The organism is Bacillus ndiopicus (genome assembly GCF_000612805.1).
GTDB lineage: Bacteria > Bacillota > Bacilli > Bacillales_A > Planococcaceae > Metasolibacillus > Metasolibacillus ndiopicus.
This window is the reverse complement of sequence record NZ_HG964404.1, coordinates 522,044-546,495: the sequence shown is the minus strand read 5'-3', so window position 1 is coordinate 546,495 and position 24,452 is coordinate 522,044. Positions and strand designations below refer to the sequence as shown.

Genomic DNA, 24,452 nt, shown 5'->3' with positions numbered 1-24,452 from the left:
AGAAGAGGTAAGTTTCGTCAAGGAGATGACAGTAGTGGAAAAGTGGTATTTTATTAATTCAGGACCTTGTTCACCATCGTTTAATATGGCATTGGATGAGGCATTACTTGATTGGCATAGCGAAGGAAGTATTCCGCCCGTTATTCGCTTTTATGAATGGAATCCAGCGACGTTGTCGATTGGCTATTTCCAGCAAGCAGCACGTGATATTGATTTAGAGGCCGTAAAACGTCAAAATTTAGGTTTTGTACGCCGACCAACTGGCGGACGTGCAGTACTTCATGATCAAGAGCTAACGTATTCAATTATTGTGACAGAGGAATATCCAAATATGCCGAAAACGGTTACAGAGGCTTATCGTGTGTTAAGTGAAGGCATTTTATTGGGCTTTCAAAATTTAGGATTGAATGCTTACTTTAGTGTACCAGATACAGAGGAAAAGCAAGCGGATTTAAAGAAGCCTAAAAGCGCTGTATGCTTCGATGCACCAAGTTGGTATGAGTTAGTAGTAGAGGGAAAAAAGGTTGCAGGAAGCGCACAAACACGTCAAAAAGGTGTGATTTTGCAGCATGGTGCGATATTGCTTGATTTAGATGCGGAAAAATTATTATCAGTATTTAAATTTTCCTCTGAGGAAGCGAAGCAAAAAATGCGTGAAAAGCTACCTGAAAAAGCGGTAGCGATGAATCGCTTTGTCGATACGCCATTTACAATCCCGCAATGTGTTGAGGCATTTAAAGCAGGCTTTGAAAAATCATTAGAAATTGAGCTGGTGCCATACACATTAACGGAGGAACAGCTAGCTTACGTGAAAGAGCTAGAGGCGAAAAAATACGCAAACGACGAGTGGAATTTTAAAAAATAATGTTGTAGAAAGAGTGTGCGTATGGAGTATTTAACTATTTTTATAGTCGTTATACTTTATCAATGGCTGTTTATACCAATTTTAAAGAGAAAAGTAGGGTATATTCGTGTAGAGGGAACGATGTTTTATCAATATAAAACAAAATGGCAGCTCCCATTTGAACTAGCTGTTATTGTAACTGTCGTTCTATCTATCCTACTATATACACCCAAATTAGAGCTTTCGTCTGTAGCCTTTGTGCCAGCAGGCTTTGTAGTCATTTTGCTTGTGCGTGGCGTGTTAGAGAAGAAATATGATGCTTATTTAAGGCACCATATTATTTCATTTGTCCAAGCATTCGCGATTATGCTAGCATTTATAGGCGTTTTCGTTTATGGTGTAGTAATTAAATAGTTTTGATGAGGGCTATCAGAAAAGTATATTTTCTTGATAGCTCATTTTTTCACAAGCTAGCAAATTGGCTGTAGGGATTGGGGAATATCGATAACTCTCAGAGAAACTGTAGATAAATTGGGAGAAACGCAGATAACTCGGGGAAAGCGCAGATAAGTCAAAGAAAAGCGCAGATAAATCAAAGAAAAGTGTCAATAAAACAAAGCAAGTGCGTCTAAATAGAGCAAATCGCAAATAAAAAAAAAAAGTCGCAATTAACTTGTGAAATTCGCAGATAAGTCAACGAAAATCATAGCTTACTAGGGTTCAAAAACGGATGAATTATCGAAAAATTTACTTAATTTCTAAGAAAAAGTACGGTGGTTGTCCCTTTTTCTGCTATTATGGAACAGTGAGGGGGAAAAGAAGTGAAAAAGTATATGGGAGATGCCATGATGCTCACAACGGCAATCGTTTGGGGCAGTGGCTTTGTAGTAACAGCAATTGCATTAAAATATTTAACCGCTTATCAAGTAATGGCGGGGCGCTTTATATTAGCAGCGATTATTTTGATGGTGTTATTTGGTTATAGATTGAAAGGGCTGCGCTGGTCAGTTGTTTGGAAAGGTGCTGTGTTAGGGACAATTTTATATGTTGCCTTTGCATTTCAAACAGTGGGATTAGAATATACAACCGCATCGAAAAATGCCTTTTTAACGGCTGTTAATGTTGTGATTGTGCCTTTAATTGCATTTGTCTTATATAAAAGAAAAATTGATGGCTATGAAATGTTTGGGTCTGTTCTCGCCTTAGTAGGGATTGGCTTATTATCATTACAAGGTTCCTTAAAAATGAATATTGGGGATATATTAACGTTAGTATGTGCAGTAGGCTTTGCATTTGATATTTTTTATACGAATTATTTTGTGCAAAAAGAGGATGCACTTATATTAACGATTGTGCAATTTGTGACAGCGGCATTGATTGGTACGATTGTTGTTATTATACAAGGAGATATTCCAACAACTATCGCCAAAGAGGGGATTTACTCCGTTATTTATTTAGCTGTTTTCTCAACGACGCTTGCCTATGTCTTTCAAAATGTGGCGCATAAATACACGACCGCAACAAAGGCAGCCATTATTTTATCAACAGAAGCTTTATTTGGAACATTGTTTTCCATCCTATTTTTACACGAAATATTGACATTTAAAATGACGATGGGCGCTTTGTTAATCATGATAGCGATTTTAATTGCTGAGTTAAAGCCGGCATATTTCAAGAACAGAATGGCGAAAAAGCTAGGGCGATCTACATAAGAAAAAGGCTACAGAAAATTCAACCTTTCTGTAGCCTTTTTCATTTAATCATGGTGTAAAGTTGCAGCTATTTCTGGATTTTGCTCCACTTCATGTAATTTTTTAAATGAAGCGATAGCTACTTCCACTTGGTCGTCCTTTGGCTCTTTTGTTGTTAAAAGCTGTAGCCAAAGACCTGGATAGCCTAAAAAGCGTAATACTGGTACGTTGCGTAAAGCATTTGTTGCCTGTAGGACCTCAAAGGAAATACCTAGTACGACAGGAATTAATAAAATACGGTTGACAATACGTAGCCATAGTGGGTCTGTTGGAACGAAAAAGTAGACAAACATACCGACGATTACCGTAAATAAAATAAAGCTTGAGCCACATCGGTAGTGTAAACGTGATTGTTTTTGTACATTTTCTACTGTTAGCTCTAAGCCTGCCTCATGACAATTAATCACTTTATGTTCTGCGCCGTGGTATTGGAATACTCGCTTAATAATAGGTGTCATCGCGATAATTTGTAAATAGCCTAATAACAATATCAGCTTAAAGCCTGTTTCTAAAAAGATTTGCCCTGTTTTGTTTGGAATCAAGCCTGAAAATAAATTAGCTAAAAAAACAGGTACAAGGGTAAATACAAATTTTCCGAATAAGAAAGACAGCACTCCGACAACTGCTACGCCTAAAATCATTTGTAGCTTTGATGGTTCCTCGCCATTTTCTTCTTCCTCTCCAGGCGTTACATCATAGCGCTCGCTAGCAAACTGTAAATGGCGAGAGCCAAAGCCAGCGGATTCAATCAATGCAACGACACCTCGTACGAAAGGAATCTTCTTTAATTTTTGATACAAAGGTTTTTTCTTTTTTTCTACATGAAAATAATCAATCGAATGATCATTGCGACGTATCGCAGTAATCATATGCTCTTTTCCAGCGAACATAACGCCTTCTAATAGCGCCTGTCCACCATATACGGGTACTTCCTTGCTCACGTATGTACACCACTCTCTTAAATAGTTTCTAAAGTTATTGTACTAAATTTTTTCATAAACGACTACGAAAATGCATACGGCATGTGGAATTTGGTAAAAATACAGAAAAGGGAGGGATTTCTATGCTTTTAGCTATTATAACGTGTCTTGTCAGTGCAATTGGCTTTTCATGTGCGTTAAAGATTTTGCATTATTTTTCGTTGATTTCTTGGCATCCTATTGGTTTCGTTAAAAAGTGGGAGCTTGACATGGCACCATTTACTGCGTGGCTTTGGTTAGGTCTAGTATTATTTATTTTATTTTTATTATTATATATTTTACTTCAGTATACTTGGCGTGTACCAGCATTTTTCACCTCTTTAGTTGTGGGGCTTGCAATTGCATTTTTAACAGAATGGATTATTTATGATTTACCTGCAGAAAAGGCATCTTTCAAAAAATTATCAATTCCATTTATAGTTACTACTGTAATGACATGCCGTTTTGTTATTGAAACAGCGAAATTTCATTATTATAATAGAAAATTCGCTTATCGAAAAAAGTTGATGTATAAAAACACTATGATAAAATAAAATTATGTCGTCAATTAAAGGGGTGATATATAGTGAAATTGCTCGTATTAAATGGTCCAAATTTAAATCGCCTTGGAAAGCGCGAGCCAGAGATTTATGGAACAGAAACGCTGGCGGATATTGAAGTAAGATTGCAAGTACTTGCGGCAGGATTTCAAAGCGAAATTGATTTCCGTCAATCTAACCATGAAGGACAATTGATTGATTGGATTCATGAAGCTGAAGATAGTGAAATGGCAGGCATTGTTTTCAATCCAGGAGCCTACACACATACAAGTGTTGCTTTACGCGATGCAATTGCATCTGTTACAGTCCCTGTCATTGAAGTACATATTTCAAACATTCATAAGCGCGAGTCATTCCGTCATCATTCGATGCTAGCAGCGGAATGTGTCGGGCAAATTTGCGGTCTCGGAACAATTGGCTATGATTTAGCTGTGCGCAAATTTTTACAACAATAAAAAAGGGGAATTACAACATGAAATTAGCAAAATTACGTCAAGCATTAATCGATGAGAAAATCGAAGCATTATTAATTACAAATGATTACAATCGCCGTTATATGACAGGCTTTACAGGTACTGCAGGTGTAGCAATCGTATCAAAAAATGATGCGGTATTTATTACGGATTTCCGTTATACTGAACAAGCTGCAGAGCAAGTTAAGGATTTTCGCATTGTTCAGCATAGTGGTTTAATTGTTGATGAGGTAGCGAAGCAGGCTGCATTAATGGGAGTTCAAACGGTTGGGTTTGAAAAAGAAGCGCTAACATACAGTGCATATGCTCAATACAAAAGTGCAATTAAAGCTGAATTTGTACCGACTGCTGGGTTAATTGAAAAAATTCGCTTGATTAAGACAGAGCAAGAGATTAATATTATTAAGGCTGCATGTGAAATTGCAGATCAGGCATTTACACATATTTTAGGCTATATTGAGCCTGGTAAAACAGAGCTTGATGTGTCGAATGAGCTTGAGTTTTTCATGCGTAAGCAAGGTGCGACAAGCTCGTCATTTGATATTATCGTAGCGAGTGGTGTGCGCTCAGCGTTGCCACACGGTGTTGCGACTAATAAAGTAATCGAAAAGGGCGATTTTGTCACACTTGACTTCGGTGCACTATATAATGGCTATATTTCTGATATTACACGTACAATTGCAGTAGGACAGCCGTCTGACAAGCTTGTAGAAATGTATAATGTTGTATTAGAATCACAGCTACTTGCTTTAGAAAAAGTAGGTCCAGGTATGACAGGTATCGAGGCAGATGCAGTAGCACGCGATTATTTAACATCAAAAGGCTACGGTGAAGCATTTGGACATTCAACAGGGCACGGAATTGGTTTAGAAGTGCATGAAGGTCCAGGGCTATCATTCCGTTCAGAAACAGTGTTAGAGCCTGGAATGGCTGTTACAATTGAGCCAGGTGTATACTTACCGGGAATTGGCGGCGTACGCATTGAGGATGATATACTAATTACGGCAACAGGTAATGAAAAATTAACTCATTCTACGAAGGATTTAATTATTTTATAATTTGGAGGAAAAATAAAGATGATTTCAGTAAACGATTTTCGCACAGGTCTAACAATTATCGTTGATGGCCAATTATACCGTGTTCTTGATTTCCAACACGTAAAACCAGGTAAGGGTGCAGCATTTGTGCGTTCAAAACTACGTAACCTACGTAATGGTAACGTTAACGAAAAAACGTTCCGTGCGGGTGAAAAAGTAGAAAAAGCGATGATTGACAATCGTAAAATGCAATATTTATATGCTCAAGGTGATGAGCATGTATTTATGGACATGGAATCATACGACCAAACAACTTTAGCAGCAGCACAAATTGAAGATGAATTATTCTACTTATTAGAAAACATGGAAGTTCACATTCAATCATACCAAGGTGAGATGCTAGGTATTGAATTACCAAACACAGTTGTTTTAGAAGTTGCTGAAACTGAGCCTGGTATTAAAGGTGATACTGCTTCAGGTGGTTCTAAGCCAGCTAAAATGGAGACAGGTTTAATGGTAAACGTACCATTCTTCGTAAACCAAGGCGACAAATTAATTATCAACACATCAGAGGGCTCTTACGTTTCACGTGCGTAATGAGTAAACTTGAAAGCTGGTTTGTAAGCAATATGCTTATAAACTGGCTTTTTTCTATAGTAACGATAGCGTAAAAGTACTACAATATTATGGAAGGAGTGATGAAGAATGCTACAACAATTTCAAATTACAAAACCAATGATTCAAGCACCGATGGCAGGTGTAACAACACCGCAGCTTGTTATTGCGAGCTGTGAAGCGGGGATTTTAGGCTCAATTGGAGCAGGGTACTTAAATGGTGATGATACAAGAGCATTTATTCAGGCAGTAAAAAAAGGAACTGACAAGCCTTTCGCTGTTAATTTATTTGTGCAAGCCGATTTAACAATAGATGTGAAAGTATTGCAGGAGGCACGTGTAGCATTGCAGCCAATTTATGATGAACTAAACATCCCACCTGTACAAACGGTCATATCAACTGATGTTTATTCAGATCAACTGCAAGCTGTTATTGATGAGCAAGTAGCAATCTGCTCATTTACATTCGGTATTCCTGCAGTGGATGATATTAAACGTTTAAAGGAAGCGGGTATTTATACAATTGGCACTGCAACAACACTGCAAGAGGCGCAAGCAGTTGAGGCTGCTGGACTTGATGCAGTAGTGCTACAAGGCAGCGAGGCTGGTGGGCATCGTGGTACTTTTACTGAGCCTTTACAATTAATAAGTACGGAGGAATTATTAACGCAAGTAATCGGTCAAGTGACAATTCCTGTGATTGTAGCAGGTGGGATTGCAACGGCTGCTCAAGTGAAAAATGCTTTGACACAAGGTGCCGAGGCGGTACAAGTTGGGACAGCATTTTTAGTAGCAGCTGAAACTGAAATATCCCCTTTATATAAGCAAGCCGTTTTACAATCTGAAAATGGTACGACAACGCTAACGAAAGCATTCACAGGGAAATATGCGCGTGGCTTGAAAAATGACTTCACAGAACGCTTAAAGGACGCTGTTGTTGCTCCATATCCTTTACAACATCATTTAACTTTAGCGATTCGCAAGGAAAGCACAGCACAAGGACGCCCTGAGTTTTTATCCTTATGGATGGGGGAAAATGGTCATTTAGCGAAGGAAGCGACTGTTGAGCAAATTGTGGAAGAGCTTTTGCAAGATTTATAATTAATAACAGGATGGCAGAAATTTTTTCTGTCATCTTTTTTATTATGCTAAAGCAAGCGAGATTACGTTACAAGATAGTTCTATAACAAATCTGGGCTACATATAATGCGGTACGTAAGGAGGCTAGGCTTTGGAGCTTCAAGATGTACTTCGCGTTGCAGGGGTAGGACTTGTTATTGCATTGCTGCATATATTCTTTGAGCAAACTGGGAAAAAGGAGTTTTCATTTTTTCTATTTTTTATTGCTTATTTGTATATGACAGCAGAGCTAATTCGTTTTTTGCGCTTGTTTTTTAATGAAATACTTATTTTCTTTCAATGGCTTACTTCTTCGGGGTGACGATGACAACGATATTTGCTGTTGTAATTTTACTCTTGCTTCTGCAATTAATTAAACAAGCAATTCCTTCTTTGCACCCTTTGTTTACCATTATTTTTACGTTTATTTTTCTGCAATTTGTTTTTGTACAATCTATCATACCGTGGGCCCGTCATCTTGTCACAATTATTCAGCATGTTCCCTATGCATTATCCTTACTCTTCACGGCAATTGTTTTTTTATTAAGCGAGTTTATGTTTACACTATTAGTGGACCATGAATATGAAGCATTAGGGGAGGTGATGCGTATCGCTGTTCGTATCGCACTAGTCACATATTGGATGACTGAACTAGAGCCAGCGATACAAGCATTGTCAAATTTACTCAAAAGGGTGTAGTAAATGGACACGCTTATCAATGTGTTTAGTGAGCCAATTGCCAATATTGTATTGCTCATTGCAGCAGTCTCGTTATATACATTAATTTTTTTAATTATCGAGGCATTTGTACCCACAGCTAAAAATTGGCTAGAGCCTCTATTTATTATTTTATTAGTTCTTACATTAGGAGAGCTGGTCGTTGAAGCTTTTCGAGTGATGCGTGAGTTTGCCGAAATTTTATCAGCCTTTTTTTTAGCACTTATTCCCGTATTAACATCTGCAATGATTGTCCTTCAATCCATATTAGCTTTTGTCGCTTGGAGCCCGCTCGTCTTGTTTGTCTTGCAAATGCTTATGCATATTACAAATAAAGTGATGATACCTGCGTTACTCTCTGCATTGCTGTTTGATTTTTGCAGTCGTTTTGTACAAGGTATTTCCTTTAAAAAGCTAGCAGATTTGCTACGCATGACATCGATGAGCCTAATAGCAGCCGCTTCTTTAGCACTTTCACTAATATTAACAATTTCTGGTGTAGCCTTTTTTACAGTAGATTCCTCCGTCACAACACCGTTAAAAAAGGTAGTCGAGCAAGCCATTCCATTAGTAGGCTCTATTGTTGTACAAGGCTTTTCAATGTTTCAAAAATTTCAAGGAACAGCGACAACAATCACTGGCTTTACAATGATTAGTGCTTTTTCCATTGCCTCCTTTTATCCAGCAGGCACACTGCTTTTATATGCTTTTAGCTGTAAATTGCTAGCGGCAATTACCGAGCCATTTACGAGCTCTAATGTCAGCGGGTTTATTGATGATATCGGAAATACATTGTTCGTTTTATGCGCTATTGCCATATTGCTTGCAATAACATTTATTTTCATTTGGCTATTATTATTTGTCATTATGCAGTTAGGGGTGGGGAAAAATTTGTGATGACTATTATAGCGCTCGTTGTAGTTGGACAATGTTTATTGTTAATTGCAGATGAGCCAAGATTTATTGTCTATGTTCGCTTAGCTCTTTTCCTATGCTTTTACGCTTTTATTGCAGATTTCTTGCGCATATAAAAGAAAAGTATCTCATATAATGTGGTAATTTTCCCCTAGGGAGCTGTGAAATGGTTGATAAAAAAGGGGGTAGGTTCAAGTATGTGGAGAAGCGATTAAATCTACCACTTATCGTTGTTCCGATTATTTTAGTAGCTATTTTTCTATTTACGAATCAAAAAGCGCCTACGACAAACATACAAGATGAAAGTTTGCTAGAGCAAACGCTACAGGAAATAGATGGAGTAGGACAAGTAAAAGTCTATGTTCATTATGAACAACAAAGTGAGGCATTATTAAGCGATTATTTTCGCGCAAAGGAAGGTCGAGTAACAGGCATATTAATTGTTAGTGAAGGCGCAGTGGAGCCGAATGTGCAGCGAGAGTTATTGCAAGTTGTTAGTCGAGTAATGCAAATACCTGTACACCGTATAATGATTGTACCGATGCGAAACAAAGGAGATGGACAATGAAGGTAAAGCGTAGAACAGTTTGGTTTTTAACACTTTTTAGCTTAGCGGCAGTTATTTCTGTTTATTATGTATTTGAAAATGATAGAAATTTAAACTTAATGGCGATTTTCTCGGATAGTACAATGCAAGAAACGACACTAACTGGCTTACAAGAAGAGACGAAAGCGGTGCAATCTGAGAGTTATATGTTTGAGCAAATGCGCATGGAAGTGGATCATGAACGCAGTCAATTAAGAGAGCAATATACGCAAAAAATAGCATCAGACCAATATTCTGCAGAAGAAAAAAATGAGGCATATAATGAAATGAATGCATTAATAAAGCGTGATTCATCTGAGGCAATGCTTGAAATGCTAATTAAATCATTAGGCTACTCGGATGCCTTCGTTCGCGTAGAGGATGAAAAAGTAGCGGTTACTGTTATGTCGGATGAAATGTCCAAAGAAGAAGCCAATGAAATTATCTATGTGGTAATGTCTGAGCAAGGTGAAGGCGTTCAAGTAACAGTAAACGTACAATCAAATTATTATTGAATTAATAATGATTATGTGGGGCTTTGTTAAGGTGCTTTTTTAGAAAAGTAACCTTAATAAAAGTCTCGCATTTTTTTAGATAAATTGATTTTGAACATATTAGTCCTTAGAGGTCCTACAACTATTATAGTGAAAAAGTAATTGTCAGAAAAAATAGTAATTTAGAGCAAGATGTGCTATGTTAAGCTAGATTCTTGGAAAATTACAAATAACTATTTCAAAATGCTTTGATAAATTATAAAATAGTTATCGTAGTTATAATATTAAGCAATAAGGGAGAGTATATAATGTTCAAAATTCAAGAAATTCGTGAAATTATTAAATTAGTAGATGCTTCATCAATCGACGAGTTTGTATATGAGGAAAACGGTGCAAAAGTAAAGCTGAAGAAAAAAGGCAATGTTACAGAAGTTGTAGTTCCTAAAAAAGAAGTAGTTGCACCAGCGCCAGCACCTATAGCACCAGTAGTTGAGGCTGCACCAACGCCAGTTGCAACTCCAGCAGCATCAGCACCTGTTGAGAAGGCTCCTGTAAACGAAAATACAGATTTACACAAAATTACTTCGCCAATGGTAGGTACGTTCTATCAAGCGCCAAACCCAGATTCTCCAGCATACGTAAAAGTTGGCGATAAAGTTGGCGAAGAAACAATCGTATGTATCGTTGAAGCGATGAAATTATTCAACGAAATCGAAGCAGAAGTGAAAGGCGAGATTGTTGAAATACTTGTAAAAGATGGTCAACTAGTTGAATATGGTCAACCATTATTCTTAGTGAAAGCTGAATAAGAGGGGTGCTTTTCATGAAAAAAGTATTAATTGCAAACCGCGGCGAAATCGCTGTGCGTATCATTCGTGCATGTAAAGAGTTAGGGATTGAGACAGTTGCTGTTTATTCTGAGGCGGATGCTGAGGCGTTACACGTGAAGCTAGCGGACGAGGCATATTGCATCGGGCCGCGCCTATCAAAGGATTCTTATTTAAGCTTCCCAGCATTACTTGGCGTTGCACAAAAAACGGGTGCAGATGGCATTCACCCTGGCTACGGCTTCGTAGCAGAAAATGCTGATTTTGCAGAAGCATGTGAAAATGCAGGCATTAAATTTATTGGTCCATCCTCTGACTCAATTAAAATTATGGGGATTAAAGACGTAGCTCGTTCTACGATGGAGCAAGCAGATGTACCACTTGTACCTGGAACAGGCATCGTTCCTGATATTGAAACAGGTAAAGAATGGGCTGCTAAAATCGGCTACCCTGTAATTATTAAAGCAACTGCTGGCGGTGGCGGTAAAGGGATTCGCGTCGCACGTACAGAGGAAGAGCTTGTAAAAGGAATCGATATCACGCAAAAAGAGGCAGCGGCTGCATTCGGTAACCCAGGCGTTTATTTGGAGAAATTTATTGAATACTTCCGCCACTGTGAAATTCAAGTATTAGCAGATGGTCACGGCAATGTTGTGCATTTAGGCGAACGTGACTGCACAGTACAGCGCCGCATGCAAAAGCTTGTAGAGGAAGCACCATCTCCAGCTTTATCGGAGGAGCGTCGTGCTGAAATGGGCGAAGCGGCTGTAAAAGCAGCAAAAGCATGTAACTATGAAGGTGCGGGAACAATCGAATTTATTTACGACTACCAAGAAGATAAATTCTACTTCATGGAAATGAATACACGTATTCAAGTAGAACACCCAGTAACAGAAATGATTACAGGTGTTGACCTTGTACAACAGCAATTAAAAATTGCCTCTGGCGAGAAATTACCATTCAAACAAGAGGACATCAAAATCAATGGCTGGGCCATCGAATGCCGTATCAATGCTGAAAACGCATACAAAAACTTTATGCCATCTGCTGGTAAAGTAACAGACTACTTAGCACCAGGCGGCTACGGTGTACGCGTAGATTCAGCCGTATACCCAGGCTATACAATTCCACCATACTATGATTCAATGGTGGCTAAACTAATCGTCCATGCTGATACACGCGAGGAAGCAATCGCAAAAATGAACCGCGCATTAAGCGAATTTATGGTAGAAGGCGTTCACACAACAATCCCATTCCACCAAGCGTTGATGAACAACGATGTATTCAAATCAGCGAAATTCAATACGAAGTTCTTGGAAGAGAATGATGTGTTAGGTGTGGCGGAGAAGGCGAAGTAAGCTTTTAGGGAATAACACAAATCTGAATATCCGAAATTTTTTACCTCTTAACTAAAGCATTTAGTTAAGAGGTTTTTTATGTCTAAAAATGAGCAGAGGATAGGAATATTTGATTTGGAGCATATGAATCCCATTAAGCTGAAAAAATGAATCCTAAGATAGTAGCTTAGATGGACTATCTAATCCTATTACTATTATTATATAGTGCTAAAAAGTACAATTATTGATTTTGAAGCAAATGAACGTCGATAGAAACGCCAGTGGTGGATTTGGCTGGTGCTTGTTTCAATGGACTTTAGGAAGCTTACCTATTTCACAAAAAAGAAAAAATCCAACAATCACTATCTACAACCTTTTCACCGAATTAAAATTAAACAGTATATGTTAGTTCTATCATTTATCACTCAATACTGTTAATTAAAAGGTAAATTTACTATTACCCCTATCTCAAATATTGGGTTTATGATAACATATATCTGAATCTTTTAACTTTAAAAAATATGAAAGGAAGTGTAATAATCACATATGAAAAAGATATTGAAACCATTGATTAGTGTTATTGCCATTGGTTCCCTCTCTCTATCTATAAACATAGATAAAAATGTATTAGCTAATAATATTGCAAATACATGTGAGTATGATTCGGCATCGAAAGTAAACCCTGATTATTCCACAATGAACTGTTTATTAACCGAAACAGCACTGATTTATGATGTTCCTCCTGAAATTGTGAAGGCAATAGCGGAAGGTGAAAGTGGAAATTGGCGTCATTTTGATACGAATGGTGAAGCGATTGTGACAGCTGATAATGGAATTGGGATTATGCAAATTACAAATCAAGTCGGCTACAATCAAGATAGACTAAAAAGCGATATTGTCTATAATATTCAAGCTGGTGTAGAGACTCTAGATGGTATGTTTAAGCGAAAGGATTTACCTAGCATCAACGGTGGGGAAAGAGATGTACTGGAACATTGGTACTTTGCTATCATGGCTTATAACGGTACTAAGCCATTAAATAGTCCAATTGTTCGAGCAACTGGTGAAAGAAATACCAATGCCTATCAAGAAAGAATTCTCGGAATTATTAATAAATTGGAATTAATAGACTTAAAAGAGCTACCTTTTTCACGCGAACATTTTCAATATGACTCTAACAGCAAGGGAAATATTAAATTTTCAGCGCTGAACTATGAATTTGATTTACCATTAACAAAATCAAAGTATTTTTTTGAAACAAATCAAAAAGTTAGTGCAACAACTAATGTAACATTTAGGACAAGACCTACTACGGATAGTCCTTCTATGGGTACTTTACGTAAAGGAGAAATTGTTACCATTACGGGTCCTTTTGAATATGAAGAAGTATCAACGAAGAAAAACCATTTTGTTTGGTATCCTGTGAAAAGAAATGACGGGACAGAGGGGTATGTAGCATCAAGTTATCTAAACTACTTGGCTTCAACACCAACACCTCCAGTAACACCTCCAACAACGGGAAACGTTGATGTATCAAAGTTTGCTGATTACAATGCAAACCAATACTGGGCCGAGGATTTTAAGTGGGCAGTCAACATCGGTATCATCAGTGGATACCCAAACGTGAAAAACCCATCAACAGGTAAGTACGAAAACTTACTTAAACCGCACACTAACTTAACGGAAAACCAAATGTTATCTATCCTATTACGTTACTTCAAACCATCAGAACTAGCTTCAACGAAAGCAAATACTTCATGGTATGGAGACGTAAACTACCAACTGGCTACAAAATACTCTCTACCGGTTCTAGGTGCAAACACAGCATCCAAACAAACCATTGCAGGTAAGGATATCACACGGGGTAACTTCGCTCGTATCTTAGCTTCAATGCATTATGGTAAAACTGTATCTCAGTCAGAAGCTATTAAATTCCTTCGTGATAATGGTTTAACAACTACTAAAACAAATGAAGAGTTTAAACCAAATGATTCTCTAACAAGAGCGCACACAGTGGCATTCTTCCACCGTTACGAACAAATATTCAAAAACTAAATTGCAACATACAAGTGAAAAGGTAACTATAAAATTTTATTAAAAGTCAAGTAAATGTTTATACAGCTCTATAACTAAATAATTCAAAACAATGTCGCACATTATATAGGAGTAAAAGGAAAGGATAGATGAACAAGGGGATTACCTGCTTACATCTATCCTTTTCAGAGTGATGTTTAAAGACAAAAAAGTTGGGAACTAAAAACTCGATCGATTAGCTGTGGGTCGAGTTTTTTGTTAAACTATATATTTTAAAAAGGGTTAATACTAATAATTGGGAAATATGTTAATATAATTACAAATGATTTATGAAGCAGTAGCAATTACTTTGTTGATTCAGATGGATATAAAAATGATTTTATCTATTACGTGGTCACGTCAGATTTAAGCTGTTTACAACGCTAAGAAAAGGATAGTTACCAAACGACGGTTTGGGAATGTTAAAAGGATGACTTTTGAAACTTTTATAATTGAATTAACGTAAATATGGTAATTACTTATTATGGGGAGGGGGGTTATTGTTTTTATTTATTATTTTTTATTTAGTTTAGGTGCGTTATTAGTTATAGGCAGTGCGATTTTTTTTATTCTTATGTATAGAATGAGAGAAATTAAGTTTTGGTCGACTATTAAAATGCTGAGCGGTTTTCTAATGGGACTCCTAATTTTATGGATGACTGTTCCAAGTTTAAAATATGTAATAACGAAAGACTTCGATGTTGTTAATGGTAAATGCACGATAGAAATATCTACATCTGGTCGTTCTGCTGATTCGACTTTCAATATGCTTAATACAGACGAACAATTTACTTTCAATGAGATTCCTGAACTCGATGCTTATGGCAAATCAATTCCTTATTACTGTGAGGTTACGGTGACCAAAGACCGTATGTGGGCAATGGATTATAAAATTTACGATTTAATGACAGGAAAGCTTATGGATTCACATACAGGTGAGTAGCTTATTCTTAGGTCCACTCAGAAAAATGTGGATTTACAACATTAAGGTTTTTTTCTGACGGAATCACCTATTTTTACAATGTTAAGGAATTCGTAATGGTCTAAGTTATGTTGGATTATGGCTACTCTCTCACCTCACCTTTGGCGGCGCGAGCAATCTTTTCCTCCAAACTTAACTCTTTTTCGTACGGACGTCCTGAATTATTTTTACGAGTATCTTATAAATCGTCTACACCTGTTTGTCGATACACTGCTCGCTCTCTAATACTTCGTTTGTATTACATCCAACTAACAAGATTAAACAAAATACAATTCCTGAAGTGATAGTTTTTTTCAACACTTCTATTTCCCCTTTCAAAAATGTACATAGGTTTAATGTTATAAATTGGTTAATGTTCCCATTTGAAACGTAATATTGCTTTGTTTAGTAGGTGTAATGTTTATAAACGGAAAGAGGAAGCAAACATGACAAATTCAGAAATATTTGGGGAAGTTGGTTTGGGTAATGATTTTTTTTGTTACGATTCTTTTATGGAACAACAATCCCATTCGACCAAGCATTGATGAATAACGAAGTGTTTAAATCAGCGAAGTTCTTGGAAGAGAATGATGTGTTGGGGACGGGGAAATAAAAATAAGCGGGAATATCCGAAGTTTTTTTACCTCTCAACTAAAGCGTTTAGTTAAGAGGTTTTTTATGTCTAAAAATGAGCAGAGGACAGGGATATTTCGTGTACTTTTTTTATTATTGTTACATTAATCAGAAAGCTCTCAGACAAATCAAAGTAATTTTCATATACCCCAATGATACAAGTAGTACTTGCCATCAGACAATTGTTTAGCTATATCAATGAATTTTTTAAAGTTTTCTATAGTGTCATCTCTATCAAAAGTCAATAAATCCTCGTCGGAGTACTCATGAAAATAAATAAGTCTTTTGATTACACTTGGACCATTCTTAAATAAATCTATCCAAGCAGTAAAAATAGAAATAAGTGAAGAAGCTGAATTTTCATCAAATAGTGTTAGCCCAATATGATTAATCCCTACTTGCTTGGGGTTTCCTGGAAAAGCGGGGTTCATACACGGAATCCATGTAAGTGAATCAAAAATATAATCAAATACTTTGATTTCAATTGTAATGTAATCAACAATTATATCCTTGTGATTGTCTATTTTGCTCCAAAATTTATCAAAAAAATCGTCATCTTGTGTTTCGGTCTTTTTTATCAAAAAAAATTCATGCATAAATATCTCCCTCATATATTCAATTCATTTTTATGTAACAATTATCTATTTTAACATATATTGTTCATTTGTCTGTTTGAAATATTTAGAATTTCTTTCCATAAAAAATTTTTTATGATGTCTCTTTTGGTTGTTCACCACATCTTTTTAAAGAAAAACACTTATTATGAAGCTTACACAAAAGATATAAAATTCTTATAATGATAAAGAGAGGAAAAAAGCTAGGGGACATGCAAAATTAAACACTTCAAAATAATACTAAATAATTATCAACAGGAGGGGATCGATGCTTAATCAATTAGCCACTAATCAAAATAGAAATGATGAATTGCCAAATATTGAATTGGCAGAGGAATTAGTAAAGACTGAAAATCACAATGGAATCAATGAAATTGTAGATGGATTGAATTCTAAAGATAAACGAATAGCAAACGATTGCATTAAAGTACTTTATGAAATTGGAGAGAGACGGCCTGATTTGATTGCACCTTACTATAAACAATTTCTTGAGCTGTTAGATTCAAAGAATAATCGCCTTGTATGGGGTAGCATGACCGCTTTAGCACAAATTGTGGAGCTTGAGCCACAAAATATTTTTAAGCAAGTAGACAAAATCGTATTTGCCTTTCAGCATGGAAGTGTGATTACTGTTGATAATGGCGTTTCTGTATTGGCCAAACTTTGCAAGCAAGATTTAGAATATGAAGAGCGCATCTTTCCTATTTTAATTCAACATTTACAAGAGTGCCGCTCAAAAGAAGTTGGACAACACGCGGAACGAATGGAAATCTGTATTCATGAAAGCAATCAACGTCAATTTGTAGAAGTGCTGGAAAGCAGGATGGAAGATTTATCTGCCCCTCAACAAAAGAGAGTAAGGAAACTTTTAAAGTAAATTCAAAATATGTAATACTATTGTCTTTTTGGGGATTGTTTACATTATCTCGAATTATTCTCGCATACTATGGTGAAAAATATTCCGTAACAAAAAGTAGCGTAGTAAATGGGTACGTAAGATAAAAGATATTTAAAAAAATGGAGAAAGACCAATTTTTCAAGTAGCCTTTGATAATAATGATTAATGAGTATGCGTGACATTATGCTTAAACAAATAGAATAGTACATATTCATTTACTTTGAAAATAAGTAGAACAAAAATGGCATTGAATTACTCTTTATGTAAATATATAATATTCGCATATACTTATTAACTATACAAACACAACAAATTATTTTGTATGAGACCTAGTATTACAATACTAGTTGTAAAAAGTATCAATCAGAACAAAGGAAGTTTAAGGGGGGCGTATTGAAAATGAAAGCTTTAAGATTTATTGTTGCTTTATGTTTATTAGTTCTTTTGGTTGGAGAGGTTTCGCAAGTAAAAGCTTATAGTGGCGGGCATTATAAATATGTAAGTGCTAATAGTGGGGATTTAATACTTAGAGCAGAACCAAATTCAAAAGGTGCTAAAGTAACCATGCTAAAAAGCGGTTCGAAGGTTTTTGTCTATTCGACAGATAAAAATGGTTGGTCGCATATTAAACAAGGAAAATATAAAGGCTATACAAAAGATTCTTTTTTGGTAACTAAGTTAAGTGAACGTACAATTGATTTTTCTATGACTATAGAACAAGTTCAAAAATCTGAAAGCGCTACTTTGATTAATAAATCAAGAAACGGTGAGGACATTTTTTTAACTTATTTAGGTAATCATTATGGATATTCAGCAAAGATAACGTATCACTTTGTAAATTATAGCTTAGATATGGTTTTTATTGATTTTCTTCCCGATAAAGATAGCTATAATACATGGTCAGAGATGGAAGATATGTATTATACTTTATATGTAAAAACAGAAAATGTTGAAGGGGAAGCTTCAAATTCATTTATAAGAAAATTCAGATCATTGCTTGGAACTTGGGAAAAAGGTTCACATGAGATTTTTTTAAATGTCAATGACGAAAAATTATATACAGAAGTAGTACTAGTATACTCTAAATAATAACGCTATCCATTAGGGCATTTTAGAATTAGAAGGCTTACAGAAGATGTGTTGTGGACAGGAAAATAAGATATAGGCTGTGAGAAAATTTATTTAGCTTACAGCTGATTTTTGTCAGCTAGAGAAGGACTTGGTGAGCATTGGCGTGGTGAGTTGAGGATCGCTCAAATAGGCGTATAGCACCCAAATAATTGACGAATTGTCATCCCGCAAAAATTCTGCGCAATTGCTAAGCATTTTCCACAGGGAATGTAGTATAATATAAAAAGTGGTAGATGGCTATAGTTAAGTAGCAATGCGAGAGAAAGAGAGGATGGCTGAACATGGCTGAAAAACAACCAACATCATTTGTACAACCAACGCCAACGGGCAAAGAGGAGCTAGGGCAAATCGAAGTAGCACCTGAGGTAATTGAGGTAATTGCAGGTATTGCTGCAACTGAGGTAGAAGGTGTAGCTGCGACGCGTGGGAATTTTGCATCGGGTGTTGTAGAAAAATTCGGTAAAAAAGTACATTCAAAAGGTATTAAATCGGCAATGTCGGAAGATGGCCGTATTGTCATTGATGTATTTTGCTCAGTAAAGTATGGCTTCACGGTTCCTAAAGTGGCTAAGGATATTCAAGCATCCATTCGCCAAGCGATTTTTAATATGACTGCAATTGAAACGAGCGAAGTGAATGTTCATATTACAGCAATCCAATTTGACAATGTCAGTGTAAATAAGGCTTAATTATTCGATTTAGCGAATATTTAAAGGGCTACTGAGGAAGCTTCACCTTTCTCAGCAGCCCTTTTCTATGTTTTAATAAGCTGTCCAGCCACCATCTGCTGCGATGACTTGACCGTTGATAAAGCTTGCGTCATTTGACCCTAAAAATACAGCTAATGCTGCGATTTCTGTAGGTTGACCAATGCGCGGATTAATCGCCATACCAAGCTGCTGGCGTTGCATACCTGTTTGGCTAATGCTTGTCATAGAAGAAGCAATATTTGTTGCAACACCGCCTGGTGCAATGCCGTTACAGCGAATATTTTGATCAGCATACATAAATGCTGTATTTTTTGTTAAACCAACGACCGCGTGTTTAGAGGCTGTATAGGCTGCTCCAGCACGTGCGCCATATAAGCCGCCTGCTGAAATATTATTCACGATTACCCCGTGACCTTGCTTTAAGAAAATATCTGTTGCCAATCGCATCGCCTGCATGACAGATGTCGTATTGACAGCAAACACTTTTGCCCAGCGCTCATTTTCTATTTCTCCTACAGGCTCCATGCCATCCATAATGCCCGCGTTGTTTACTAAAATATCAAGCTTACCATAAGCTTCTAATGTTTTATCAAATAAGCGTTGTAAATCCTCTTCTGAGGTTACATCTGTGTTAATTGCAAATGCTTCGCCACCAACTGCCTTAATTTTGGCTACAACCTCTTCGGCACCTGCCAAATTTAAATCGGAAACTACTACTTTCGCGCCTTCCTTCGCATAGCTTTCGGCAATGGCTAAGCCCATGCCTGATGCTGCTCCTGTAACGATAGCTACTTTATCCTGTAATTTCATGTCTAATTCCTCCTAATAATGTGTGTGGACAAACTAGTGTGAAAAATGTCACTTATTGAACATCTGTTTAATAAAAATTATAATCTATATGTGGTAACGCTTTCAATATGCAATAACATGTACGATGTTCATTAAGCAACACTTTATGAAAAACTGTTGAATAGGGGTGCTGGAAATGTCAGTAGATTTACGAATTATAAAAACGAAGGAACGACTTCACGAATCATTAATCGCATTATTAAAGGAAATGCCACTTGAAAAAATCAAAATATCTGTGCTTTGTCAAAGAGCACAAATAAATCGAGGTACTTTTTATTTACATTATGCAAGTGTAGATGCGCTGTTTGCCGATTTTTTCGAGCAAATTATTGCCGATTTACGCGAGGCTTATTTAGAGCCGCTTCGCACAAAATCACCATTAAAAATTAAAGAGCTTGATCCAAAAACAGTACGTATTTTTCATCATATTAAAAAATACGAAAGCTTTTATCGAATTGTTTTTTCAAAAAATGTCCCGTTAGCCTATTATTATATGCTGCTAGAGCAGATTACAGTAAATTTACAGCAAAATACGAATGTCTCCAGCTATGATGAAAGGGTGCAAGGTTATTTAGTGGCCTATCAGGCGAATGCCATTATCGGTTTAGCTTTGCAATGGGCAGAGCGAGATTTTCAAGAAACTGCAGAGGAACTAAGTGAAATCCTCGTGCAAATTTTACGCACCAAAAGTGAGTAAAATGTTTCCATCATCCGTCTATATAAGTAGGAAGGGGGGATGCATATGCTTCGTTTTGATGAACATTATGATACGTATAGCGAAGAAATATTTCAGTTTATTTATTTTTTAGTAGGACATAAGGAAACGGCAGAAGATTTAACGCAAGATACGTTTGTCAAAGCATTGCACAATGGTGCTGCCTTTCGTGGTGATGCAAATATGAAAACATGGCTAACTACAATTGCACGCAATACAGTTTACGATTTTTACAGGCGTAAGCGTTTAATTCAATTTATTCCATTTTTCGCACGTCATGAAGGAATGGAAGCAACATACATACCTGAACAGTGGTTATTGAAGCAAGCGGCAGATGCTGAGTTATACGCTGCGCTTGGTCAATTGAAACTGACTTATAGAGAGTGCATCGTCCTACGAAAAATTGAGGGCTATTCGATTAAGGAAACAGCAGAAATTTTAAGTTGTACAGAGGCTAAAGTGCGTAATAACACAGAGCGTGGAATGAAGGCATTGCAAAAACTGCTTGGGGGTGAGCATGATGAAATTAGATGATCGTTTACAGCAAATAACGCGCGTAGAGCAGGACAAAGAACGAGCGCTACAACAAAAGGAATATATTATGGCGCGACATAAGCGCACAACACGATTACAATTGTTGACTCGGCAGTTAGCTATCGCTTCAATTGCTTGTATATTGCTATTGTTTTATTTTATCGATGTGAAACCTGCAGAGCAAGTACTAAAACAAGCACAGTTAACGGATGAGCTAGCAGAAATAACAGTACTTCAGACGAATAAAGCAAATCGAAATTTGAATTTAAATTCCATCATGTATATTGAAAAAAAAACAACACAAGACCCACAACTCTTGGCAACTTTGCAACGCTTTATTACAGACCCAAGCCTAAAGGAGGAGCCTTGGGATGATGGTGAGTTGTTAGGCTACATGAGAATGTATCAGTTATTATTAACATTTGAAAATGGACAGCAGCGCTATTTAAAAATAGCACCTCACTTAGCTGGCTATAACATTTATGATGTTTATGGAAAGAAAAAATATGTATTAAAAGATATAGAGAAAAATGGTGATGGTAAACAGCTGCAAAATTTATTAGATAATATAGGGCGTCAAACTATATTCTATGGTTGGAAAACATATATATGGATTGCGTTTTTTATTTTTTTAATTATTGATATGGTGTTTATTAGTCGCAATAGCTATTATCGCGATGAAGATGGCAAGAAGAAAGAACTACCTATACTATTTAGGTATGTATGGTCATTCTTTCTTGTTATGCCTGGTTTCTTTGTAAATGAATATCTTGGCACAGTACACATAGGTATGATTGTGTTACCAATGATATTAGTGATCACGTTGAAGGAATACTTGGAAGTAAGGCAAGGTATCAAGCAAGCAAATTGGTTATGGACGTTTACCGCATGTTTATTAACATTAGCTTTGCTTATTTCAATATTTACTTAACACTTTCATTCCAAATCTCGAAATAATATAATAGAGTGGAAAGGGAGGCTTACAAATGACAGTCGAACAACAATTTGTAGATTATGTGAAGAAAATGCAAAACTATGGTGAGGCGTTATCTGTGATTTATTGGGATATGCGCACAGGGGCACCAAAAAAGGGGTTAGAGCAACGCGCAGAGGTTGTCGGTACATTATCGGCAGAGCTGTTCGCTTTGCAAACTGCTGACGCGCTAGGCGAAATGCTAGCGGCACTTGAAGCGAAGCAAAATGAGCTTGATTTTGTGACGAAACGTCTATTTGAAGAAGTGAAAAAAGGATATGATGAATCGAAAAAAATTCCTGCTGCCGAGTATAAAGAATATGTCATTTTACAATCAAAGGCAGAAAATGCATGGGAAGAAGCGAAAGCAAAGTCTGATTTTTCATTATTTTTACCACATTTAAAAGGAATCGTTGAATATCAAAAGAAATTTATCGGCTATTGGGGCATTAAAAATGGCTCTGCGTATAACACGCTGCTTGATAAATACGAGCCAGAAATGACTACAGACATTTTAGATAAAGTGTTTGGTGAATTACGCGAAACAATTGTACCTTTAGTGAAGGCAATCCAAGCGTCACCAAATAAACCAGATACATCAATGCTATTTAAGCATTTCCCGAAAGAGGGGCAACGTGCGGCATCTTTAGAATTATTAGAGAAGCTAGGCTATGATTTTGAGGCCGGTCGTTTAGATGAAACGGTACATCCATTTATGATTGGTTTAAATAGTGGAGATATTCGTGTGACAACAAAATATGACGAAAATGATTTCCGCTCTGCTGTGTTCGGTACAATTCATGAATGTGGTCACGCGTTATATGAACAAAATATCGATCCAAAATTAATGGGCTTACCACTTGCAACAGGTGCATCAATGGGTATCCATGAATCGCAATCGCTATTCTATGAAAACTTTGTAGGACGTAATGTAGATTTCTGGAAGCGCCATTTTGAAGTGCTACAAAAAAATTCACCTGCACAATTTGGCGATGTAGCAGTTGATGATTTCTTAGCAGCAATCAATTTTGTAGAGCCTTCACTAATTCGTATTGAAGCAGATGAATTAACATACCCTCTACACATTATGATTCGCTATGAAATTGAGCGTGAGCTATTCAATGGTGACTTACAAGTGGAAGATTTACCACAGGTGTGGAACGATAAATATGAGGAATATTTAGGCGTTCGCCCGGCAAATGATGCACAAGGTGTGCTACAAGATACGCACTGGAGTGGCGGTAGCTTCGGTTACTTCCCATCATATGCGTTAGGCTATATGTATGCAGCACAGTGGAAGCACGCGATGGACAAGGATATTCCAAACTTCGATGAGCTATGTGGCAAAGGCGAGCTTTTACCAATTCGTGAGTGGTTAACTGACAAAGTACACCAATACGGCGCGCTAAAAAAGCCATTTGAGCTATTAAATGAAGCAACAGGCGAAGGGCTAAATGCAAAATATTTAGCGGACTACTTAAAAGAAAAATATACGAAGCTGTATCAGCTTTAAAGTGAAACTTCAATCCGTGGGGTTTTTCCGCGGATTGTTATCTTTCACCAATCGAGCTTTTACGGACAGTTATAAGATGGGCGTTTTGCGTGGTTACTCGGCGCAGAAAAACTACTGTCCGTTAATGCGGGATAAGAATGAATCACAGTGCCATGTTTGGTGCTGTGGTTTTTTTGTAACATACATTACAGTTGACGAAACCATCGGAAATGAAATCATTCCAACTTCTGCTGAGGGCTTCACCATCCACGAAATTGGCATATTCGACGAACAAAACAATCTAATCCATTTTCAACAATATCGAAGCAAATATCGATCTTTTCAAAATTATGCTTAGTCCAAATATGCAAATTGAATTTACACTCCAATTAAAAGTAATTATTTAGTAGCTTCAATTACAGGTTTTGTGACAGATATGTGAGAAGGCCGATATACAATGTTAACAGATCACTTTGAATTGATTTTAGGTAGAAAGCCAATGAAATTGAAAGAGTGTTTAAAAGAGATTTACGAAATGTATTCGTATACTCAAAAGGTTTAGTTGATTCAAAAAAGTTGTTACTCTCTTTGGAATATAGGAAGAGGAACGATTTGTTGACTATTCTTTTTTGAAT

28 protein-coding genes are annotated in these 24,452 nt (G+C 36.7%); 25 read left to right on the top strand and 3 right to left on the bottom strand.

Annotated elements, in window-relative coordinates; translation table 11 throughout:
• Positions 1–85 precede the first annotated feature (85 nt).
• From TY13_RS07520 to TY13_RS07510, 3 genes are all read left to right on the top strand, one after another.
• A complete protein-coding gene (locus TY13_RS07520) occupies positions 86–865 on the top strand; it encodes a lipoate--protein ligase family protein (protein WP_081796950.1) in 780 nt (259 codons plus the stop codon).
• Positions 866–886: 21 nt separating this feature from the next.
• Positions 887–1,258, top strand: coding sequence for a DUF4181 domain-containing protein (locus tag TY13_RS07515; RefSeq protein WP_042473749.1), 372 nt, complete (start codon positions 887–889; stop codon positions 1,256–1,258).
• 407 nt (positions 1,259–1,665) lie between these two features.
• Positions 1,666–2,556, top strand: a complete 891-nt coding sequence (locus TY13_RS07510; protein ID WP_042473747.1) for a DMT family transporter — start codon at positions 1,666–1,668, stop codon at positions 2,554–2,556.
• Between the two features lie 44 nt (positions 2,557–2,600).
• Here the strand turns inward: TY13_RS07510 and TY13_RS07505 are convergent, their stop codons facing one another.
• Entirely contained in the window at positions 2,601–3,485 is an 885-nt protein-coding gene (locus TY13_RS07505; protein ID WP_195891679.1) for a DUF1385 domain-containing protein, read from the bottom strand.
• Between the two features lie 173 nt (positions 3,486–3,658).
• Here TY13_RS07505 and TY13_RS07500 point away from each other — a divergent pair, with 173 nt between their 5' ends.
• The 15 genes from TY13_RS07500 to TY13_RS20630 all read left to right on the top strand — a co-directional run bounded on the left by TY13_RS07500 (position 3,659) and on the right by TY13_RS20630 (position 15,250).
• Positions 3,659–4,108, top strand: coding sequence for a hypothetical protein (locus TY13_RS07500; RefSeq protein WP_042473743.1), 450 nt, complete (start codon positions 3,659–3,661; stop codon positions 4,106–4,108).
• Positions 4,109–4,140: 32 nt separating this feature from the next.
• Positions 4,141–4,569 carry a type II 3-dehydroquinate dehydratase gene (gene aroQ / locus TY13_RS07495; RefSeq protein WP_042473741.1) on the top strand — a complete coding sequence of 143 codons (429 nt, stop codon included), beginning with the start codon at positions 4,141–4,143 and terminating at the stop codon, positions 4,567–4,569.
• 17 nt (positions 4,570–4,586) lie between these two features.
• A complete protein-coding gene (locus TY13_RS07490) occupies positions 4,587–5,645 on the top strand; it encodes a M24 family metallopeptidase (protein ID WP_042473738.1) in 1,059 nt (352 codons plus the stop codon).
• A gap of 18 nt (positions 5,646–5,663) precedes the next feature.
• Complete coding sequence (efp, locus tag TY13_RS07485) at positions 5,664–6,221, top strand: elongation factor P (protein WP_042473736.1); 558 nt, start codon at positions 5,664–5,666, stop codon at positions 6,219–6,221.
• Between the two features lie 108 nt (positions 6,222–6,329).
• Positions 6,330–7,340, top strand: a complete 1,011-nt coding sequence (locus TY13_RS07480; protein ID WP_042473734.1) for an NAD(P)H-dependent flavin oxidoreductase — start codon at positions 6,330–6,332, stop codon at positions 7,338–7,340.
• A 130-nt stretch (positions 7,341–7,470) separates the two neighbouring features.
• Positions 7,471–7,680 (top strand): stage III sporulation protein AC, encoded by a 210-nt coding sequence (locus TY13_RS07475; RefSeq protein WP_042473732.1) that lies wholly within the window; start codon positions 7,471–7,473, stop codon positions 7,678–7,680.
• A gap of 2 nt (positions 7,681–7,682) precedes the next feature.
• Complete coding sequence (locus TY13_RS07470; RefSeq protein WP_042473729.1) at positions 7,683–8,057, top strand: hypothetical protein; 375 nt, start codon at positions 7,683–7,685, stop codon at positions 8,055–8,057.
• 3 nt (positions 8,058–8,060) lie between these two features.
• Complete coding sequence (locus TY13_RS07465) at positions 8,061–8,972, top strand: stage III sporulation protein AE (protein WP_042473726.1); 912 nt, start codon at positions 8,061–8,063, stop codon at positions 8,970–8,972.
• Positions 8,969–9,106, top strand: a complete 138-nt coding sequence (locus TY13_RS20635; RefSeq protein ID WP_154661558.1) for a hypothetical protein — start codon at positions 8,969–8,971, stop codon at positions 9,104–9,106. Before TY13_RS07465 ends, TY13_RS20635 begins: the two co-directional genes overlap by 4 nt.
• An 83-nt stretch (positions 9,107–9,189) precedes the next feature.
• The gene (locus TY13_RS07460) at positions 9,190–9,558 is read left to right on the top strand and encodes a hypothetical protein (RefSeq protein WP_154661557.1); all 369 of its coding nucleotides are present in this window, start codon (positions 9,190–9,192) and stop codon (positions 9,556–9,558) included.
• Positions 9,555–10,091, top strand: a complete 537-nt coding sequence (locus TY13_RS07455; protein ID WP_042473721.1) for a SpoIIIAH-like family protein — start codon at positions 9,555–9,557, stop codon at positions 10,089–10,091. The genes TY13_RS07460 and TY13_RS07455 overlap by 4 nt, the downstream gene beginning before the upstream one ends.
• Before the next feature lie 287 nt (positions 10,092–10,378).
• Positions 10,379–10,879 carry an acetyl-CoA carboxylase biotin carboxyl carrier protein gene (gene accB, locus TY13_RS07450; RefSeq protein ID WP_042473719.1) on the top strand — a complete coding sequence of 167 codons (501 nt, stop codon included), beginning with the start codon at positions 10,379–10,381 and terminating at the stop codon, positions 10,877–10,879.
• 14 nt (positions 10,880–10,893) lie between these two features.
• Positions 10,894–12,255 carry an acetyl-CoA carboxylase biotin carboxylase subunit gene (accC, locus tag TY13_RS07445; protein WP_042473717.1) on the top strand — a complete coding sequence of 454 codons (1,362 nt, stop codon included), beginning with the start codon at positions 10,894–10,896 and terminating at the stop codon, positions 12,253–12,255.
• A gap of 525 nt (positions 12,256–12,780) precedes the next feature.
• Complete coding sequence (locus tag TY13_RS07440; protein ID WP_042473716.1) at positions 12,781–14,289, top strand: SH3 domain-containing protein; 1,509 nt, start codon at positions 12,781–12,783, stop codon at positions 14,287–14,289.
• Positions 14,290–14,941: 652 nt separating this feature from the next.
• On the top strand, positions 14,942–15,250 hold the full coding sequence (locus TY13_RS20630; protein ID WP_195891675.1) for a hypothetical protein: 309 nt from the start codon (positions 14,942–14,944) through the stop codon (positions 15,248–15,250).
• A 791-nt stretch (positions 15,251–16,041) separates the two neighbouring features.
• Here the strand turns inward: TY13_RS20630 and TY13_RS07430 are convergent.
• Positions 16,042–16,497: a hypothetical protein gene (locus TY13_RS07430; protein ID WP_042473710.1), complete on the bottom strand. Its 456-nt coding sequence runs from the start codon at positions 16,495–16,497 to the stop codon at positions 16,042–16,044.
• Between the two features lie 286 nt (positions 16,498–16,783).
• On the opposite strand from TY13_RS07430, the gene TY13_RS07425 reads away from it, so the two are divergent.
• The 3 genes from TY13_RS07425 (at position 16,784) to TY13_RS07415 (ending at position 19,233) form a co-directional block, all read left to right on the top strand.
• Entirely contained in the window at positions 16,784–17,392 is a 609-nt protein-coding gene (locus TY13_RS07425; protein ID WP_042473708.1) for a hypothetical protein, read from the top strand.
• Positions 17,393–17,812: 420 nt separating this feature from the next.
• Positions 17,813–18,502, top strand: coding sequence for an SH3 domain-containing protein (locus TY13_RS07420; RefSeq protein ID WP_042473706.1), 690 nt, complete (start codon positions 17,813–17,815; stop codon positions 18,500–18,502).
• Between the two features lie 323 nt (positions 18,503–18,825).
• Positions 18,826–19,233 (top strand): Asp23/Gls24 family envelope stress response protein, encoded by a 408-nt coding sequence (locus TY13_RS07415; RefSeq protein WP_042473703.1) that lies wholly within the window; start codon positions 18,826–18,828, stop codon positions 19,231–19,233.
• Between the two features lie 72 nt (positions 19,234–19,305).
• Here the strand turns inward: TY13_RS07415 and TY13_RS07410 are convergent, their stop codons facing one another.
• Positions 19,306–20,064 (bottom strand): SDR family oxidoreductase, encoded by a 759-nt coding sequence (locus TY13_RS07410; protein WP_042473700.1) that lies wholly within the window; start codon positions 20,062–20,064, stop codon positions 19,306–19,308.
• A 175-nt stretch (positions 20,065–20,239) separates the two neighbouring features.
• On the opposite strand from TY13_RS07410, the gene TY13_RS07405 reads away from it, so the two are divergent.
• Genes TY13_RS07405 through TY13_RS07390 form a run of 4 tightly spaced genes read left to right on the top strand, consistent with a single transcriptional unit; the run spans position 20,240 to position 23,838 of the window.
• On the top strand, positions 20,240–20,800 hold the full coding sequence (locus TY13_RS07405) for a TetR/AcrR family transcriptional regulator (RefSeq protein ID WP_042473699.1): 561 nt from the start codon (positions 20,240–20,242) through the stop codon (positions 20,798–20,800).
• A 45-nt stretch (positions 20,801–20,845) separates the two neighbouring features.
• A complete protein-coding gene (locus TY13_RS07400) occupies positions 20,846–21,352 on the top strand; it encodes an RNA polymerase sigma factor (protein WP_052344259.1) in 507 nt (168 codons plus the stop codon).
• Complete coding sequence (locus tag TY13_RS07395) at positions 21,336–22,283, top strand: hypothetical protein (RefSeq protein ID WP_154661555.1); 948 nt, start codon at positions 21,336–21,338, stop codon at positions 22,281–22,283. The genes TY13_RS07400 and TY13_RS07395 overlap by 17 nt, the downstream gene beginning before the upstream one ends.
• A 55-nt stretch (positions 22,284–22,338) precedes the next feature.
• The gene (locus TY13_RS07390) at positions 22,339–23,838 is read left to right on the top strand and encodes a carboxypeptidase M32 (protein ID WP_042473691.1); all 1,500 of its coding nucleotides are present in this window, start codon (positions 22,339–22,341) and stop codon (positions 23,836–23,838) included.
• Positions 23,839–24,452: the final 614 nt, after the last annotated feature.

Coding starts and splice junctions, on each gene's coding strand:
- TY13_RS07400 (WP_052344259.1), top strand. CDS start 20,846: ATGCTTCGTTTTGATGAACATTATGATACGTATAGCGAAGAAATATTT.
- TY13_RS07410 (WP_042473700.1), bottom strand. CDS start 20,064: ATGAAATTACAGGATAAAGTAGCTATCGTTACAGGAGCAGCATCAGGC.
- accB (WP_042473719.1), top strand. CDS start 10,379: ATGTTCAAAATTCAAGAAATTCGTGAAATTATTAAATTAGTAGATGCT.
- TY13_RS07440 (WP_042473716.1), top strand. CDS start 12,781: ATGAAAAAGATATTGAAACCATTGATTAGTGTTATTGCCATTGGTTCC.
- TY13_RS20630 (WP_195891675.1), top strand. CDS start 14,942: ATGGGACTCCTAATTTTATGGATGACTGTTCCAAGTTTAAAATATGTA.
- TY13_RS07415 (WP_042473703.1), top strand. CDS start 18,826: ATGGCTGAAAAACAACCAACATCATTTGTACAACCAACGCCAACGGGC.
- TY13_RS07500 (WP_042473743.1), top strand. CDS start 3,659: ATGCTTTTAGCTATTATAACGTGTCTTGTCAGTGCAATTGGCTTTTCA.
- TY13_RS07390 (WP_042473691.1), top strand. CDS start 22,339: ATGACAGTCGAACAACAATTTGTAGATTATGTGAAGAAAATGCAAAAC.
- TY13_RS07395 (WP_154661555.1), top strand. CDS start 21,336: ATGATGAAATTAGATGATCGTTTACAGCAAATAACGCGCGTAGAGCAG.
- TY13_RS07405 (WP_042473699.1), top strand. CDS start 20,240: ATGTCAGTAGATTTACGAATTATAAAAACGAAGGAACGACTTCACGAA.
- TY13_RS07505 (WP_195891679.1), bottom strand. CDS start 3,485: ATGTTCGCTGGAAAAGAGCATATGATTACTGCGATACGTCGCAATGAT.
- efp (WP_042473736.1), top strand. CDS start 5,664: ATGATTTCAGTAAACGATTTTCGCACAGGTCTAACAATTATCGTTGAT.
- TY13_RS07455 (WP_042473721.1), top strand. CDS start 9,555: ATGAAGGTAAAGCGTAGAACAGTTTGGTTTTTAACACTTTTTAGCTTA.
- TY13_RS07490 (WP_042473738.1), top strand. CDS start 4,587: ATGAAATTAGCAAAATTACGTCAAGCATTAATCGATGAGAAAATCGAA.
- TY13_RS07420 (WP_042473706.1), top strand. CDS start 17,813: ATGAAAGCTTTAAGATTTATTGTTGCTTTATGTTTATTAGTTCTTTTG.
- TY13_RS07465 (WP_042473726.1), top strand. CDS start 8,061: ATGGACACGCTTATCAATGTGTTTAGTGAGCCAATTGCCAATATTGTA.
- TY13_RS07470 (WP_042473729.1), top strand. CDS start 7,683: ATGACAACGATATTTGCTGTTGTAATTTTACTCTTGCTTCTGCAATTA.
- TY13_RS07520 (WP_081796950.1), top strand. CDS start 86: ATGGCATTGGATGAGGCATTACTTGATTGGCATAGCGAAGGAAGTATT.
- TY13_RS07430 (WP_042473710.1), bottom strand. CDS start 16,497: ATGCATGAATTTTTTTTGATAAAAAAGACCGAAACACAAGATGACGAT.
- accC (WP_042473717.1), top strand. CDS start 10,894: ATGAAAAAAGTATTAATTGCAAACCGCGGCGAAATCGCTGTGCGTATC.
- TY13_RS07515 (WP_042473749.1), top strand. CDS start 887: ATGGAGTATTTAACTATTTTTATAGTCGTTATACTTTATCAATGGCTG.
- TY13_RS07480 (WP_042473734.1), top strand. CDS start 6,330: ATGCTACAACAATTTCAAATTACAAAACCAATGATTCAAGCACCGATG.
- TY13_RS07425 (WP_042473708.1), top strand. CDS start 16,784: ATGCTTAATCAATTAGCCACTAATCAAAATAGAAATGATGAATTGCCA.